The 14311-nt window shown below is 65.4% G+C and carries 14 protein-coding genes; 10 read left to right on the plus strand and 4 right to left on the minus strand.

What is annotated here, in order from left to right:
• Positions 1-156: 156 nt before the first annotated feature.
• Genes SJI00_RS02285 through fliK form a run of 3 tightly spaced genes read right to left on the minus strand, consistent with a single transcriptional unit; the run spans position 157 to position 4846 of the window.
• Complete coding sequence (locus SJI00_RS02285; protein ID WP_322460127.1) at positions 157-2895, minus strand: dermonecrotic toxin domain-containing protein; 2739 nt, start codon at positions 2893-2895, stop codon at positions 157-159.
• A 59-nt stretch (positions 2896-2954) separates the two neighbouring features.
• Positions 2955-3287 (minus strand): EscU/YscU/HrcU family type III secretion system export apparatus switch protein, encoded by a 333-nt coding sequence (locus SJI00_RS02290; protein WP_322460128.1) that lies wholly within the window; start codon positions 3285-3287, stop codon positions 2955-2957.
• Positions 3284-4846 (minus strand): flagellar hook-length control protein FliK, encoded by a 1563-nt coding sequence (gene fliK / locus SJI00_RS02295; protein WP_322460129.1) that lies wholly within the window; start codon positions 4844-4846, stop codon positions 3284-3286. Before fliK ends, SJI00_RS02290 begins: the two co-directional genes overlap by 4 nt.
• 208 nt (positions 4847-5054) lie before the next feature.
• Here fliK and ccmA point away from each other — a divergent pair, with 208 nt between their 5' ends.
• The 10 genes from ccmA to SJI00_RS02345 are packed head-to-tail and all read left to right on the plus strand — an operon-like array spanning position 5055 to position 12392.
• Positions 5055-5687 (plus strand): cytochrome c biogenesis heme-transporting ATPase CcmA, encoded by a 633-nt coding sequence (gene ccmA, locus SJI00_RS02300; protein WP_322460130.1) that lies wholly within the window; start codon positions 5055-5057, stop codon positions 5685-5687.
• Complete coding sequence (ccmB, locus tag SJI00_RS02305; protein WP_322460131.1) at positions 5684-6352, plus strand: heme exporter protein CcmB; 669 nt, start codon at positions 5684-5686, stop codon at positions 6350-6352. Before ccmA ends, ccmB begins: the two co-directional genes overlap by 4 nt.
• Positions 6353-6397: 45 nt before the next feature.
• The gene (locus SJI00_RS02310) at positions 6398-7165 is read left to right on the plus strand and encodes a heme ABC transporter permease (RefSeq protein ID WP_322460456.1); all 768 of its coding nucleotides are present in this window, start codon (positions 6398-6400) and stop codon (positions 7163-7165) included.
• Complete coding sequence (gene ccmD / locus SJI00_RS02315; RefSeq protein ID WP_322460132.1) at positions 7162-7338, plus strand: heme exporter protein CcmD; 177 nt, start codon at positions 7162-7164, stop codon at positions 7336-7338. The genes SJI00_RS02310 and ccmD overlap by 4 nt, the downstream gene beginning before the upstream one ends.
• Positions 7335-7790 carry a cytochrome c maturation protein CcmE gene (gene ccmE / locus SJI00_RS02320; RefSeq protein WP_322460133.1) on the plus strand — a complete coding sequence of 152 codons (456 nt, stop codon included), beginning with the start codon at positions 7335-7337 and terminating at the stop codon, positions 7788-7790. Before ccmD ends, ccmE begins: the two co-directional genes overlap by 4 nt.
• 11 nt (positions 7791-7801) lie before the next feature.
• Positions 7802-9775, plus strand: a complete 1974-nt coding sequence (locus tag SJI00_RS02325) for a heme lyase CcmF/NrfE family subunit (protein WP_322460457.1) — start codon at positions 7802-7804, stop codon at positions 9773-9775.
• Positions 9772-10308 (plus strand): DsbE family thiol:disulfide interchange protein, encoded by a 537-nt coding sequence (locus SJI00_RS02330; RefSeq protein ID WP_322460134.1) that lies wholly within the window; start codon positions 9772-9774, stop codon positions 10306-10308. The genes SJI00_RS02325 and SJI00_RS02330 overlap by 4 nt, the downstream gene beginning before the upstream one ends.
• Positions 10305-10781: a cytochrome c-type biogenesis protein gene (locus tag SJI00_RS02335; RefSeq protein WP_322460135.1), complete on the plus strand. Its 477-nt coding sequence runs from the start codon at positions 10305-10307 to the stop codon at positions 10779-10781. The genes SJI00_RS02330 and SJI00_RS02335 overlap by 4 nt, the downstream gene beginning before the upstream one ends.
• On the plus strand, positions 10774-11958 hold the full coding sequence (ccmI, locus tag SJI00_RS02340; protein WP_322460136.1) for a c-type cytochrome biogenesis protein CcmI: 1185 nt from the start codon (positions 10774-10776) through the stop codon (positions 11956-11958). The genes SJI00_RS02335 and ccmI overlap by 8 nt, the downstream gene beginning before the upstream one ends.
• Positions 11959-11969: 11 nt before the next feature.
• Positions 11970-12392 (plus strand): hypothetical protein, encoded by a 423-nt coding sequence (locus SJI00_RS02345; RefSeq protein WP_322460137.1) that lies wholly within the window; start codon positions 11970-11972, stop codon positions 12390-12392.
• 255 nt (positions 12393-12647) lie between these two features.
• Here SJI00_RS02345 and dacB read toward each other — a convergent pair whose 3' ends face one another.
• Entirely contained in the window at positions 12648-14111 is a 1464-nt protein-coding gene (gene dacB / locus SJI00_RS02350) for a D-alanyl-D-alanine carboxypeptidase/D-alanyl-D-alanine endopeptidase (protein ID WP_322460138.1), read from the minus strand.
• Between the last annotated feature and the right edge of the window lie 200 nt (positions 14112-14311).

Genomic DNA, 14311 nt, shown 5'->3' on the forward strand with positions numbered 1-14311 from the left:
TTCTCCGGGTTGCTGGAACCCGGCAGCCTCGGTCCTGTTCGCCTGTGGCAAGCGGTACATAGTGCTGGCCTTGCGTGCGTCTGTGCCGCATGCGTCGGGCTCGACCGTGCGCCTTGAGGCGCACGTGCGCGGTGACGGATGCCAGACGCTTGCGCGTCAGGGCTGCGCCCAGCTGTGAGCGCTACCGATCGCGGCGACCTGATTGAGTGGGACGTGCTGGCGCATCACCCGCAGAAACGCTGCGAGATCGAGCCGCTGGTGAAGGTCGTGGATCGGCGAGACCAGCAGGTTGCAGAGTTCGCGCAGTTGCCGCAGCCAGGGCAACTGGCGGTCGATCACCGCGTTGAGCACCCCCGGGCCGGTCATCTGGCTGAGCTGGTGCGCGTAGTCTGCGAACCGCACAGGTTCGAGTTTGGCGTCGGGGCGGCTGTGATAGAAGCTGGGGCTGCGTTGGTAGCGTTGGAGGATCTCCTCGGAAATGGCGTCCAGCGTGGGGTTGCCGGGGTGACTGCCGATCAGGCTGCTGTTGAACTGGATGTACATGCCCATCTGATCGTTGGAAACCGGAGGCGAGAGCAGCAGCCCGTCGGCGGTGGTCGCCAGGGGAATGCGCTCCAGAGGCAGCGTCTGCTCGTGACTGCGTGAGGGCAACAGCAGCAGGTCGTCGGCATCCATGTAGAGCCCGCCCACCTCCGCCAGCAGGCGGTAGCGCAAGATATCGCAGGCCGAGCTGAAATTGCTCTGGGTGCCGGGCAGGTTGCCGAGGGCTGCCTGGTACTGCGGGTAGTAGGCCGAGTCGGCGAAGGCGTGGAAGAACGGCTGGTCTTCCAGCGGCAGGACCTCCAGGGTCGGAGCCCGGGCTTGCAGCAGCTTGAGGTTGTCCTGGTACGCCGTCAGATCCAGGCGCGAGATCAGCAGCTGGTAGTGGTACGCACTGTCGCGCAAGGCCTGGGCATTGTGCGCCAGCGCGTCGATGAACGCGCTGCCCAGCGGGTGGTTGCCCGTCCAGATGCTGGTGATCCGCCGTGCAATGGGCGAGGTTGGCAGCGCGTCGTAGGCTGCAAGGTCGATCGGCAGGTCGACGTCGATGCCCAAGCTGCGCAGGCGGGCCATACGCATCGCGTCGGTCACCCCCGCCGCAGGCGCCTGCTGCCGGGTGAGGTGCTGAGGGTCCCCCTCGATGGCAACCCAGCGCTCAGGGTCTGGCTGACGCGCGTCGCGGGTGCGAATGAACGCATCGCTCTGCAGTTCATATTCCACCCAATCATGGCTGACCCCTTCAGGCAGCATCAACTGCGCGGAAAAGCGATGCATCAAGCCTGAGTCGATGCGCTTGATCACCGCCGGGGTCATGGGCTGAGCGTGGCGATCGATTTCCCGGAACGCCAGTTCGGCGCGTTGCAGTTCCATCGAATCGAGCAGAGGGGCGGCGCCCATCGGTGCACCCAGGCGCTGAGCCAAGCGCGTGCTGGAGAAAAAACCGGGCCGCCAGTAGCGAAATACCGCCTCTGAGCGCTGCACCAGGGCACTGGCCAGGGGGGCTGCGTTGAGCAAGCCGAATACCTGCAGGTCGACGCCTTCGGCCTTGGCCTCGGCGTCGGCACCGTTGAGTACCTTGTCCAGCCCGAGTGTGAACTGCGCCAGCCCGCCTATGGCCAGCAGCGGGGCCAGGGCAGGCAGCACCATGGCCACCGGTAGCAGCATGCCCATGGCAATCTTCAGGTAGTTGGTCCAGTTGGCCTTGTCGATCTGGTGGTTACTGACGATCTGGCTATCGGCGTCGGCGTAGGACCGCTTCTGATGCCAGCGCGCCAGGTGGCGGAACACGTCCTGCTGGATAGGCGGGCTGTAGCGCGCGGGGCGGTAGTTGACCATCACCGTGGGCCGCCAGATGCCGCTGGTGGTGAAACCTGGGCGCGCGCTCGACAGCCGGTAGGGCTTGGGATACCTCGCCAGCCCCTTGAGGGCGGTTCTCACGCCGCTGAAATCCAGGCCGTCGGGCCAGTCGCCCGGGCTGAAGTGCTGCAGCAGGGCGTTGCGCGTGGCGGCGTCCTGGCACTGCGTGGCGAACCAGTGCTGCAGGCTGGCGGTGTCGTCGAATTCGTGAAACGGGTAGCGATTGCCCGGGATGTACAGCAGCGTACGGTCGGTACTGGAATCTTGCAGACAGAGGATCGAGGTACTCACGTAGCCATAGACGTTGAGCATGGCGATGCGCAGCTGCGGCGGCCTGGGTACCAGCCCGGCCACCTGCCAGATGATGCGCCGCCCAGCGTCGGTAAGGCTGCCCTGGCTGACCTGACGATTGCAGGCGGCGATGAAGTTGATCTTGATGGCTCGCTGATACAGGTCGAATCGCGCTTTCCAGTAGGTGTCGAGCTGGCCGATGTAGCGCTGGTGGAAATGCAGCCCCCAGATGAACGACTGCAGATCCTCGGCACGAACCGCCACCCGGTTGGCTGGACCGTAGGCCGCAGGCTGGGTGCGCTGGTACAGGCCGTTGAATACTTCGTAATCGGAGTAGTTGGACAGCAGCTCATGGGTGCCCAGGCGCTCGACCAGGTGCAGCGCGCCCGTTGGTGCAGAGCCGGCCCAGTTGCCATAGTGAAACCCGCCATAGCCTGCGGCGGTTTCTCCCTGCCAATTGCACAGCAGGGCTTCGACCAGGTTCATCTTCTGCGTGATCAGCGCGTTTTCGCGAAAGTGCGTCCGACCTTCGCCCAAGGGCTCGCGTTGGTAATGGACGGTGACGACGTCGATCTCGAGCGGGGAGGCGTCGATGCCCTGTTGGCGCAACCAGGTCTGCAACGCTTCGAGCGCCAGCAGATCGGGGCGTGGAAAGTCGCGCAGTGCGTCACTGACCATGGACAGGTGTTCAAGCGGTAGGTCATGCATGGGTCGGCCTCTGTTCTGGACAAAGGCGCTACCTTCGCGATGGCCGGCCCAGGCAGGGGCTATTTATAGCTTGAGGGCAAGCGGGGCAGGTTGGGCGTGATGTCGCGCTCCTGCGGGGTTGGCTCGAAACCGGCCGGCACCTTGCCGCGCAGTTGCCAGGCGAAGGCGATGATTTCGGCGATGGTCAGGTACAGTGCTTCGGGAATCTGCTCGCCCAGCTCCAGGCGCGCCAGCAGCCGTACCAGCTCGGCGTTCTCGTAGATGGGGACTTCGTGCTCGCGGGCCAGGGCCAGGATGGCCTCGGCCAGCTCGTCGTCGCCCTTGGCGCTCAGGGTTGGTGCTTGTTCGCCGTCATAGCTCAGGGCGATGGCCTGGCGGGGAGCCTTGTTCATGCGTTTTCATCCACCCAGCGTTGTTCGAGTCGGGTTCGAGGGCCTTGTGGCGGCGTGCCGGCCTGGCACTGTAAGTCGCCCACGTCCAGGCCGCGGCTGACCAGGCGCTCGCGCAGTGCGCCCAACTGGCTGTCGAGCAGGCGTGCAGTGGCGGGGTGTTCGGCCCACAGTTGTCCGGACAGGCGGCCCTGGCTCAACTGCGCCAGCACTTGCAGCGGGCCCAGGGGGTGCAGGTCGAAGGCCAGCTCGATGCGCCATACCGATTCGGGCGTTTCCTTGGCGCTGGCGCGCTCTTCACCCTTGGGCTCGGCGGGCTCTTCATGCTGCACCTTGACCTGCAAGGGGACGAATTCCTGGCCGTGTCGCAGCGGGATTTCCGTCTGCCAGGTGCTCTGCAACGTACCGTTCTCGGTCAAGCCGGTCTGCTGCAGACTGCTCAGCTGATGGCTCTGCAGGCGCGATATCGCCGCGGCGGCCAGGCGCAGCAGGTGCTCCAGGTCGCCTTCGCCCTCCAGGCTCTGCAGCAGGCGCGAGGGCAGCGGGAAACCTCCGGGCTGCTGGCGCGGTGCGGCATTGCCGAGCATGCCCAGCGCCGCGCGCGCCAAGCCTGGGAGCAACGGGGCCAGGGTGGTGGCGTGGGCAGGATTGAAGCTCGGTGCGCCGGGCGCCTGGCTGGCGTGGGCCACCAGGCGCAGCAGGTTGGCTTTCAGGTCGGTGGCCAGCGCGGCGGTCTGCCCGCCGGTCAGCTTGGCTTCGAGAAATCCGCCGCTGTTGGCCAGGGCCTGGGCCACGCCCTTGGCGTCGCTGAGCTGGCGCACCTCTGGCAGGCTGGCGAGCAGGCATTCGGCGCTGCTGCGCAGCTGGGCGCTGGTGTCCGAGTCGCTAGCCAGGCGTTGCAGGCTGTTGAGCAGGCCGTTGAGGTCGGCCTGGCGACCTTGCTGCGTGAGTAGTTGCTGGGCGATGGCCAGCTCGTCCTGTCGGCCACTCAGGGGCACGAAACGCAGTGACTGGTCGCCCGTCACCTGGGCGCTGAGCAAGCTGCCCAGCGCCAGCGGACGCGGGCTGTCGATGCTCAAGGTGGCGCCGGCCTGGGCGCTGTTGATCAGGCTGACCAGAGAGCGGTACACCGCCGCCTGGCCGGCCACGCTCGGCAGCGCCTGGGTGGTCAACACCTTGCCCTGAAGCAGGGTGCCGACCGGGGTGGCGCGGGTATCGAGTTGGGTCAGCACCGACCGCGCCTCACTGCCGAACGCTGGCATCAGCACCGCCAACTGGGCGCTCTGGGTCTGGCTCACGAGCATCTGGCTGCCCTGTGCCAAGGGCTGGCTGGCGTTGGCTTGGACCTGGGTCTGCTGACCATCGGCCAGGGTCAGGCGCAGCAGCATCTGGAACGACTGGCCAACCTGGCGCAGGCTGAGCACGTCGGCCTGGGCGGTGGTGCCAGGCGGCAGCAGGTCAGCCTGGGGTGCAGAGAGCCGTAGCACCTCACCACTGGTCGCAGGGCGCGGGCCGGCAGCAGCCGTGGTCGCTTGCGGCGGGAGACTATTGATCTCAGTCATGATTGTATACAACCTGTTGAGCCAAACCCTCTTGGGCTGACGCGGTACATGTATAATGCCGGCCGCGCTGCGGCCCACCCGGTGTGGGTCGTTGCCAGTGTAACGGCAGCCGTCCCGTCGACTTGAGGCCTTCTGGCCCTGCGCGTCGCGCGCTTTCTGGCGAGCGGCCCGGTCGGGTGCGATGTCCATCCCAGCATAAGGCGAAACCGTGACCTTCCACCTCCAGGCCATTGGCCTTGCCTGCGAACGCGACTGGCGGATGCTCTTCGAGCATCTGGACCTCGACCTGCGCGCCGGTGACCTGCTGCAGGTCAGCGGCCCCAACGGCAGTGGCAAGACCAGCCTGCTGCGCTTGCTCGCCGGGCTCATGCAGCCTAGCGCCGGGCAACTGTTGTGGGGTGGCGTGCCGTTGGTCGAATGCCGTCAGGCATTGGCTGCGCAGCTGGTGTGGATCGGCCACAGCGCCGGCATCAAGGACGTGCTCACCGCGCAGGAGAACCTCGCCTGGCTGTGCGCGCTGCATCAGCCGGCCGACGCTCACGGCATCGACCAAGCGCTGGCCGCCATCGGCCTGCACGGTTTCGAAGAGGTGCCGTGCCATACCTTGTCTGCCGGCCAACAGCGCCGGGTGGCCCTGGCTCGGCTGTACCTGCCGGGTCCACCCTTGTGGATTCTCGACGAGCCGTTCACCGCCCTGGACAAACAGGGCGTGGCCCAGCTCGAACAACACCTGGTCCAGCACTGCGAAGCCGGCGGCACGGTGGTGTTGACCACCCACCATGAACTGCGCCAGCGCCCGCGCGGCTACCGCGAACTGAACCTGGGGCAGTGGGCTGCATGAGCGTATTCATCCTGTTGCTGCGCCGTGAAGCGCGGCTGCTGTGGCGCCGGCCGGCCGAACTGGCCAACCCGCTGGTGTTCTTCGCCATCGTGGTGGCGATGTTTCCCCTGGCAGTCGGGCCCGAAACCCAATTGCTGCAAACCCTCTCGCCAGGTTTGGTCTGGGTCGCGGCATTACTGGCCGTGCTGCTGTCGCTCGATGGCCTGTTTCGCAGCGATTTCGAGGACGGCTCGCTGGAGCAGTGGGTGCTGTCGCCGCACCCGTTGCCATTGCTGGTGCTGGCCAAGGTGCTGGCGCACTGGACCTTTTCCGGCCTGGCACTGGTATTGTTGGCGCCGCTGCTGGCGCTGATGCTCGGCCTGCCCGGTGAATGCCTGCCCGTGCTGCTGGCCTCCCTGCTACTGGGCACGCCGGTGCTCAGCCTGCTGGGCGCGGTCGGTGCAGCGCTGACGGTCGGGCTCAAACGCGGCGGTTTGCTGTTAGCGCTGCTGATTCTGCCGCTATACATACCGGTATTGATCCTGGGCAGTGGTGCGTTGCAAGCGGCGCTGCACACTATGCCCGCGACCGGCCACCTGTTGTGGCTGGCCAGCCTGACGGCACTGGCCATTACCCTGGCCCCCTTTGCGATTGCCGCCGGCCTGAAGATCAGCGTCGGTGAATAACGAGGACCGGGCATGCAAGCCCGGCAAACGCCTGGATACACCGTGATGAAAATGAGCTGGACGTGGTTTCACAAACTCGGTTCGCCCAAATGGTTCTATGCCATCAGTGGCCGCCTGCTGCCCTGGCTGGCGGTCTCGGCGGCGCTGTTGCTCGGCATCGGCATCGTCTGGGGCCTGGCGTTTGCCCCTGAGGATTACCAGCAGGGCAACAGCTTCCGCATCATCTACATCCACGTGCCGGCGGCCATGCTCGCGCAGTCGTGCTACGTGATGCTGGCGGTGGCGGGCGTGGTGGGGCTGGTGTGGAAGATGAAACTGGCCGATGTCGCGTTGCAGTGCGCCGCCCCCATCGGCGCCTGGATGACCGCGCTGGCGCTGGTCACCGGTGCGGTGTGGGGCAAGCCGACCTGGGGCAGCTGGTGGGTCTGGGATGCACGACTGACGTCGATGCTGATCCTGCTGTTCCTGTACTTCGGGATCATTGCCTTGGGCCAGGCGATCAGCAATCGTGACAGCTCGGCCAAAGCCTGCGCGGTGCTGGCGATCGTGGGTGTCATCAACATCCCGATCATCAAGTACTCGGTGGAGTGGTGGAACACGCTGCACCAGGGCGCCACGTTCACCCTGACGCAAAAACCGGCCATGCCGGTCGAGATGTGGCTGCCGTTGCTGCTGACCACGCTCGGTTTCTACTGCTTTTTCGGCGCGGCATTGCTGCTGCGCATGCGCCTGGAGGTGCTGCGGCGCGAAGCACGCGCCAGTTGGGTCAAGGACGAGGTCTTGAAATCGCTGGGTAAAGAGGCGCCGCGATGAGTTTCGCGTCCATCCCTGAGTTCCTCGCCATGGGCCACCATGGCCTGTACGTGTGGTCAGCCTATGGCATCTGCCTGCTGGTGCTGGCCGTGAACGTTACCGTGCCCCTGCGCGCCCGGCGGCGTTACCTGCAAGAAGAGGCGCGTCGTCTGCGCCGGGAGAGCAAGCCGTGAATCCGCAGCGCAAGAAACGCCTGTTCATCATCCTCGGCCTGGTGGTCGGCGTTGCCCTGGCCGTGGGTTTTGCCCTCAGCGCCCTGCAACAGAACATCAATCTGTTCTACACCCCAACGCAAATCGCCAACGGCGAAGCGCCGCAGGACACCCGCATCCGCGCCGGCGGCATGGTCGAGCAAGGCTCGCTGCAGCGCTCGGGTGATTCCCTGGACATACGCTTCGTGGTCACCGACTTCAACAAATCAGTGCCGATCACCTACCGCGGCATCCTGCCTGACCTGTTCCGCGAAGGGCAGGGCATCGTTGCGCTGGGCAAGCTCAACGCCGAGGGCGTGGTGGTGGCCGACGAAGTGCTGGCCAAGCACGACGAAAAATACATGCCGCCGGAGGTCAGCAAGGCCTTGAAGGAAAACGGCCAGGCTGCCACTGACGCGCAGGCCACACCATGAATGCCGCTTTGTTGATCCCTGAACTCGGCCAGTTGGCGATGATCCTGGCGATCTGCTTCGCCGCCGTGCAGGCCACCGTGCCGCTGATCGGCGCCTGGCGCGGCGACCGGGTATGGATGGGCCTGGCGCGTCCGGCCGCCTGGGGCCAGTTCGCTTTCCTGGCGCTGGCCTTCGGCTGCCTGACCCACGCGTTCATGACCGACAATTTCTCGGTCGCCTATGTGGCCAGCAATTCCAACACTGCCTTGCCCTGGTACTACAAGTTCAGCGCGGTCTGGGGCGCTCACGAAGGCTCGCTGCTGCTCTGGGCACTGATCCTCGGCGGCTGGACCTTCGCCGTGTCGGTGTTCTCCCGGCAACTGCCGCAGGAGATGCTGGCGCGTGTGCTGGCGGTGATGGGCATGATCAGCGTGGGCTTTCTGAGCTTTTTGATCGTCACCTCCAACCCGTTCCAGCGCCTGCTGCCGCAGATGCCGACCAATGGCCGCGACCTCAACCCGCTGCTGCAGGACATCGGCCTGATCGTTCACCCGCCGATGTTGTACATGGGCTATGTCGGCTTTTCGGTCGCCTTTGCCTTTGCCATCGCCGCCTTGCTCGGCGGGCGCCTGGATGCCGCCTGGGCACGCTGGTCGCGGCCTTGGACACTGGTGGCCTGGGCTTTTCTGGGGGTCGGTATCACCCTGGGCTCGTGGTGGGCCTACTACGAACTCGGCTGGGGCGGCTGGTGGTTCTGGGACCCGGTCGAGAACGCCTCCTTCATGCCATGGCTGGTCGGCACCGCGTTGATTCATTCGCTGGCGGTGACGGAAAAACGCGGTGTGTTCAAGAGCTGGACGGTACTGCTGGCCATCGCCGCATTTTCGCTGAGCCTGCTGGGCACCTTCCTGGTCCGGTCCGGGGTGCTGACCTCGGTACATGCCTTCGCCGCAGACCCTGAGCGCGGGGTGTTCATCCTGATTTTCCTGCTGATGGTGGTAGGTAGCTCGCTGGCGTTGTTCGCCTGGCGCGCGCCGGTGGTCAAGAGCCAGGTGGGCTTCGCCCTGTGGTCGCGGGAAACCCTGCTGCTGGCCAACAATCTCGTGCTGGTGGTGGCGGCCTCGATGATTCTTCTGGGCACACTCTATCCGCTGATTCTCGATGCCCTGACCGGCGCCAAGCTGTCGGTCGGCCCGCCGTATTTCGATGCCTTGTTCCTGCCGCTGATGGCGCTGCTGATGCTGGTGCTCGGCGTTGGCGTGCTGGTGCGCTGGAAAGATACCCCTGGCAAATGGCTGGTCAGCATGCTCAAACCCGTGCTGATCGGCACCGCGCTGGCTGCGCCACTGGCCGGCTGGCTGGTCGAGGACTTCGACTGGCAGGTGCTGACCACCTTTGCCCTGGGCGCGTGGGTGCTGCTGGCCGGTGTCCGCGACCTGTTCGACAAAACCCGCCACAAGGGCCTGCTCAAGGGCATGGCCGGTCTGACCCGCAGCTACTGGGGCATGCAGCTCGCCCACCTGGGCCTGGTGGTGTGCGCCCTGGGCGTGGTGCTGTCGAGCAACAACAGTGCCGAGCGCGACCTGCGCCTGGCGCCGGGCGAGACTGTCGAGCTGGGCGGTTATCACTTCCTCTTCGAAGGCGCCAGGCACTTCGAGGGGCCGAACTTCATTTCCGACAAAGGCACGGTGCGCGTGTCCCGCGAGGGTCGCGAGGTGTCGGTGCTGCACCCGGAGAAACGTCTGTACACCGTGCAGCAATCGATGATGACCGAAGCCGGTATCGATGCAGGCTTCACCCGTGACCTCTACGTGGCCCTCGGTGAGCCTCTGGGCGATGGCGCCTGGGCCGTGCGCGTACACATCAAACCCTATGTGCGCTGGATCTGGCTGGGTGGGTTGCTGACCGGGCTGGGCGGCGTCTTGGCGGCGCTCGATGGGCGTTACCGCGTCAAAGTCAGAACGCGCGTGCGAGAGGTGTTGGGCGTGGCGGGAGCAAGTGCATGAAACGCTGGATGATGCTGATTCCGCTGGCGGCGTTCCTGCTGCTGGCGGTGTTTCTTTACAAGGGCTTGTTCCTCAAACCTGATGAACTGCCCTCGGCGATGATCGGCAAGCCGTTCCCGGCGTTCTCCCTGCGTGCAGTGCAAGGCAGCCAGACCCTCACCGAACGCGACCTGCACGGGCGTGCGGCGCTGGTCAATGTCTGGGGCACCTGGTGCCCGTCCTGCAAGGTCGAACACCCGTACCTCAACCAGCTCGCCGAGCAGGGTGTGGTCATCCATGGCATCAACTACAAGGATGACAATGCGGCGGCTCTGAAATGGCTGGCCGACTTCCACAACCCCTACCAGCTCGACATCAGTGATGAGCAGGGCACCTTGGGGCTGGACCTCGGCGTGTATGGCGCGCCCGAGACCTTCCTGATCGACGCCCAAGGCATCATTCGCTACAAGCACGTGGGCGTGGTTGACTCGACCGTGTGGCGCGAGCAGCTTGCACCGCGTTACCAGCAACTGGTCGATGAGGCCAGGCCATGAAGCGTTGGCTCAGCGCCGCTGTGCTCGGCATGTTCCTCAGTGGCGGTGTGCAGGCCGCGATCGACACGTATCAGTTTCGCGACCAGGCCGAACGTGATCGCTACCAGCAGCTGACCAAGGAGCTGCGCTGCCCGAAGTGCCAGAACCAGGACATCGCCGACTCCAATGCGCCGATTGCCGCCGACCTGCGCCGGGAAATCTTCCGCATGCTGGGCGAGGGCAGGAGCAACCAGCAGATCGTCGATTTCATGGTCGATCGCTATGGCGACTTCGTGCGTTACAAGCCGGCATTGAACGCCCGTACCTGGCTGCTGTGGTTCGGGCCCGGGCTGTTGCTGGTGGGCGGTTTCGCAGTGCTTGCGGTGATCGTTCGCCGTCGCCGCGTCTCGGCGCCTGCCGCCGGCGCCGACCTTTCACCTGCCGAGCGCGCCCGGCTGGCCACGCTGTTGGAAAAAGACCTTCCCCATGACTGAATTCTGGCTCGGTGCCGGGCTGCTGCTGGTAGCCGCGCTCGGTTTCCTGTTGATCCCGACCCTGCGTGGCCACCGCCAGCAGCAGGAAGAAGACCGCACAGCGCTAAACGTGGCGCTGTATCAAGAGCGCGTCGCCGAGCTTAGCGGCCAGGCTCAGGCCGGTGTGCTCGACGCCGAGCAGTTGCAGCAGGGCCGCGCCGAAGCTGCGCGCGAGCTGCTTGCCGACACAGCGTCAGCCGAGCCAGGCGCCCAGCGCAAGCTCGGCATCGCCGTGCCGGTGGCCCTGGCCGTGGTCCTGCCGTTGGCGGCGTTGGCGCTGTACCTGCATTTCGGTGCGGCCGACCAGGTGCGCCTGACCCAGGAATTTGCCCAGCCGCCGGCAACCATGGCGCAGATGACCGAGCGCCTGGAGCGTGCCGTTCAGGCCCAGCCCGATTCGGCTGAAAGCCTGTATTTCCTCGGCCGCGCCTACATGGCCGATCAACGTCCGGCAGACGCCGCCAAGGTCTACGCGCGTGCCGTGGCGTTGGCAGGGCGCCAACCCGAGCTGCTCGGGCAGTGGGCGCAGGCGCTGTATTTCGCCCACGACAAACAGTGGAGCCCACAACTGCAGGCCCTGACCGATGAGGCCCTGCAAAGCGACCCGAACGAGGTGACCAGCCTGGGTCTGTTAGGCATCGCCGCCTTTGAGGGGCAGCGCTATCAGGAGGCAATCGACTTCTGGCAGCGTCTGCTGGCCCAGCTGCCAGCCCAAGACAGCTCTCGTGCTGCGCTGCAAGGCGGGATCGACCGCGCCGCCGACAAGCTGCGCGCCGGCGGCGCGACACCTGAGGTGAAGGTGGGTTTGAAGGTACGGGTGGAACTGGCGGCTGCACTCAAAGGCAAGGTCCGCGCCGAGGACACCGTGTTCATCTTCGCCCGCGCCAGCCAGGGGCCAGGCATGCCATTGGCAGCCAAGCGAGTGACGGTGGCGCAACTGCCCATCGACGTGGTGTTGTCCGATGCCGACGCCATGGTGGCGCAGATGAAACTGTCCGATGCGGGTCAAGTCCAACTGGTAGCTCGCGTTTCTCGAAGCGGGCAGCCCACTCAGGGCGAGTGGATCGGGCAGAGCGCGCCAGTGGCGAGCGACACCCAGGCCACCCAGCACCTGATCATCGACAGCCCCGATTCGTGAGACACCGCGCCATGAACAGCATTGCCCGTCTGACCGTACTCGCCCTGGCCCTTGGATTGGGTGCCTGTACGGTCCATCGCCCGGTCGAGCAGCCCACGCCGCCGCTTGAGACTCCACCGCCGGCCAAGGGCCCGGTGGTCAAGCCGCTGCCAGGCCCGCAACCCGGTGCGCCCAAGCCCGGCCAGCCGGCGCAGACGCCCAAACCCATGCCGCGCACCTCGGCCAGCTTCGCGCCGCCGCCCGGTGGCGCCAGCCATTGGGACCCGAAAATGGGCGTGTACGTGCTGGAGAAACAATCCAATACCTTCTACCGCCAGCGCACCTACTACCGCTGGAACAACGGCTGGAGCTGGTCGGTGAACCCGCAAGGGCCGTGGCAGGAAACCGACAGCAGCGGTGTGCCAGGTGGGTTGGGCAGGGCGTTCGCGCAGTAGGCCGAGCGCGTTCGGGCCTGCGAGGTGGGCGCTGCGATGAGGCACAGGGGCCGCGCAGCGGCCACCCCGGTGTACGTCGGTCCGCGCGCAGGTGCTTGCGCCTGTGACGGTCCGCGCAGTGGCGCTCGGCTTGACGGCAGTGCGCACGGAGCCGCTGGGTCTGCAAGGGTGCGCGCAGCGGCTTATCGACCTGCGCAGACCCCAGCGAACAGCGACGCCACTCTGGCAGGCCCCTGACGTTTCACTGCCTGTCCATCACTGCGCAAGATTCACGCCGGTGTTGACGAGTTTGGGCTGCTGGTACACATCAAGCAGTATCTGGTCGAGGATCGACGCCGCACCCCAGGGTTTCGGGTCGTTGAGAATCGCTGAAACCGCCCAGGTCTTGCCGTTGCTGTCGCGGGTAAAGCCGGCGATGGCGCGCACGGTGTTCAGGGTGCCAGTCTTGATGTGCCCTTCACCGCGCAGCGCGGTGGTTTTCAGGCGCTTGCGCATGGTCCCGTCCATGCCCACCAGTGGCATCGAACTCATGAATTCCGCAGCAAATGGGCTTTTCCAGGCCGCCTGTAGCAGCATGGCCATTTCCCGTGTGCTGACCCGCTCGGCGCGAGACAGGCCAGAGCCGTTCTCCATCACCAGGTGCGGCGAGGTAATGCCTTTCTTGGCCATCCATTGCCGAATCACGCGCTGTGCAGCGCGGGCATCGTCGCCATCGGCATCGGTGCGAAAACGCGCGCCGATGCTCAGGAACACCTGTTGGGCCATGGTGTTGTTGCTGTACTTGTTGATGTCGCGGATGACCTCGACCAGGTCTGGCGAGAAAGCCCGCGCCAGCAGGCGGGCGTTCTTGGGTACGTTTTCGATCCGGTCACGGCCTTGCACGGTCCCGCCCAGTTCGTTCCAGATGGCTCGAACCGCGCCCGCGGCGTAGGTCGGGTGGTCGAGCAGCGACAGGTAGGTCTGCGAATTGCAGCCATCGCCCAGTTGTCCGCTGACCACCACACTCATGCCGTCGGCTTGCGGCACCGGGTTGTAGCGCACCTCGCCGCTGCACTGCTTGGACGCCACGGCTTTGACCTGGTTGTCGATGCGGATGCTGGCGATCGGCGGTTCTACCGACACACTCACTTTGCCGCCGTCGTTGCGCGCCACGAAGCGCAGGGCCTTGAGGTTGACCAGCAGCGCGTCGGGCTTGACCAGGAACGGCTTGTTCACGTCGCCGCCGTCGTCATTGAATTCAGGCAGGTTGGGCTGTACGAAATGGCTGCGATCAAGCACCAGGTCACCGGTGATGGTGCGCACGCCGTTGGCGCGCAGGTCGCGCATCAACAGCCACAGCTTTTCCATGTTCAGCTTTGGATCACCGCCCCCCTTGAGGTAGAGATTACCGTTGAGCACACCGTTGCTCAGGGTGCCGTCGGTATAGAACTCGGTCTTCCACTGATAGGTCGGGCCGAGCAGTTCCAGGGCAGCGAAGGTGGTGACCAGCTTCATGGTGGAGGCAGGGTTCACCGACACGTCGGCATTGAACACCGTCGCTGTACCGGGGCCGTCCAAGGGCACCAGGACGAGCGACAGCGCGGAGTCCTGCAGTTTGTTGGTCTTTAGGGCCTGCTGCACCTTGGGCGACAGCGTGGAGTTGACAGCGGCCGCGTGGCTGGAGAAGGCCACCGGGAGCAGCAGGCCGGCGAGCAGCAGAGGGCGTAGCGTTTTGATCATGAGAACGGCAATCCTGCGCATGAAAGGCGTGAAGCAGGAGGGGCTTTACAAGGTGATGGCCCCGTGAAAACAGCGTGGGCATTATGCCCCAAGCGTAGGTGACTTGGACCAGATTTGAGACAAAAGCGTTCTTGCGTGATGCAACGTTTGCAATGCACCTGGCCAGTCCACGGGCTGTCTGCGTTCTGCGCCGTGCCATT

Origin of the sequence: Pseudomonas gebzensis, from assembly GCF_034427815.1 — a bacterium.
Taxonomy (GTDB): domain Bacteria; phylum Pseudomonadota; class Gammaproteobacteria; order Pseudomonadales; family Pseudomonadaceae; genus Aquipseudomonas.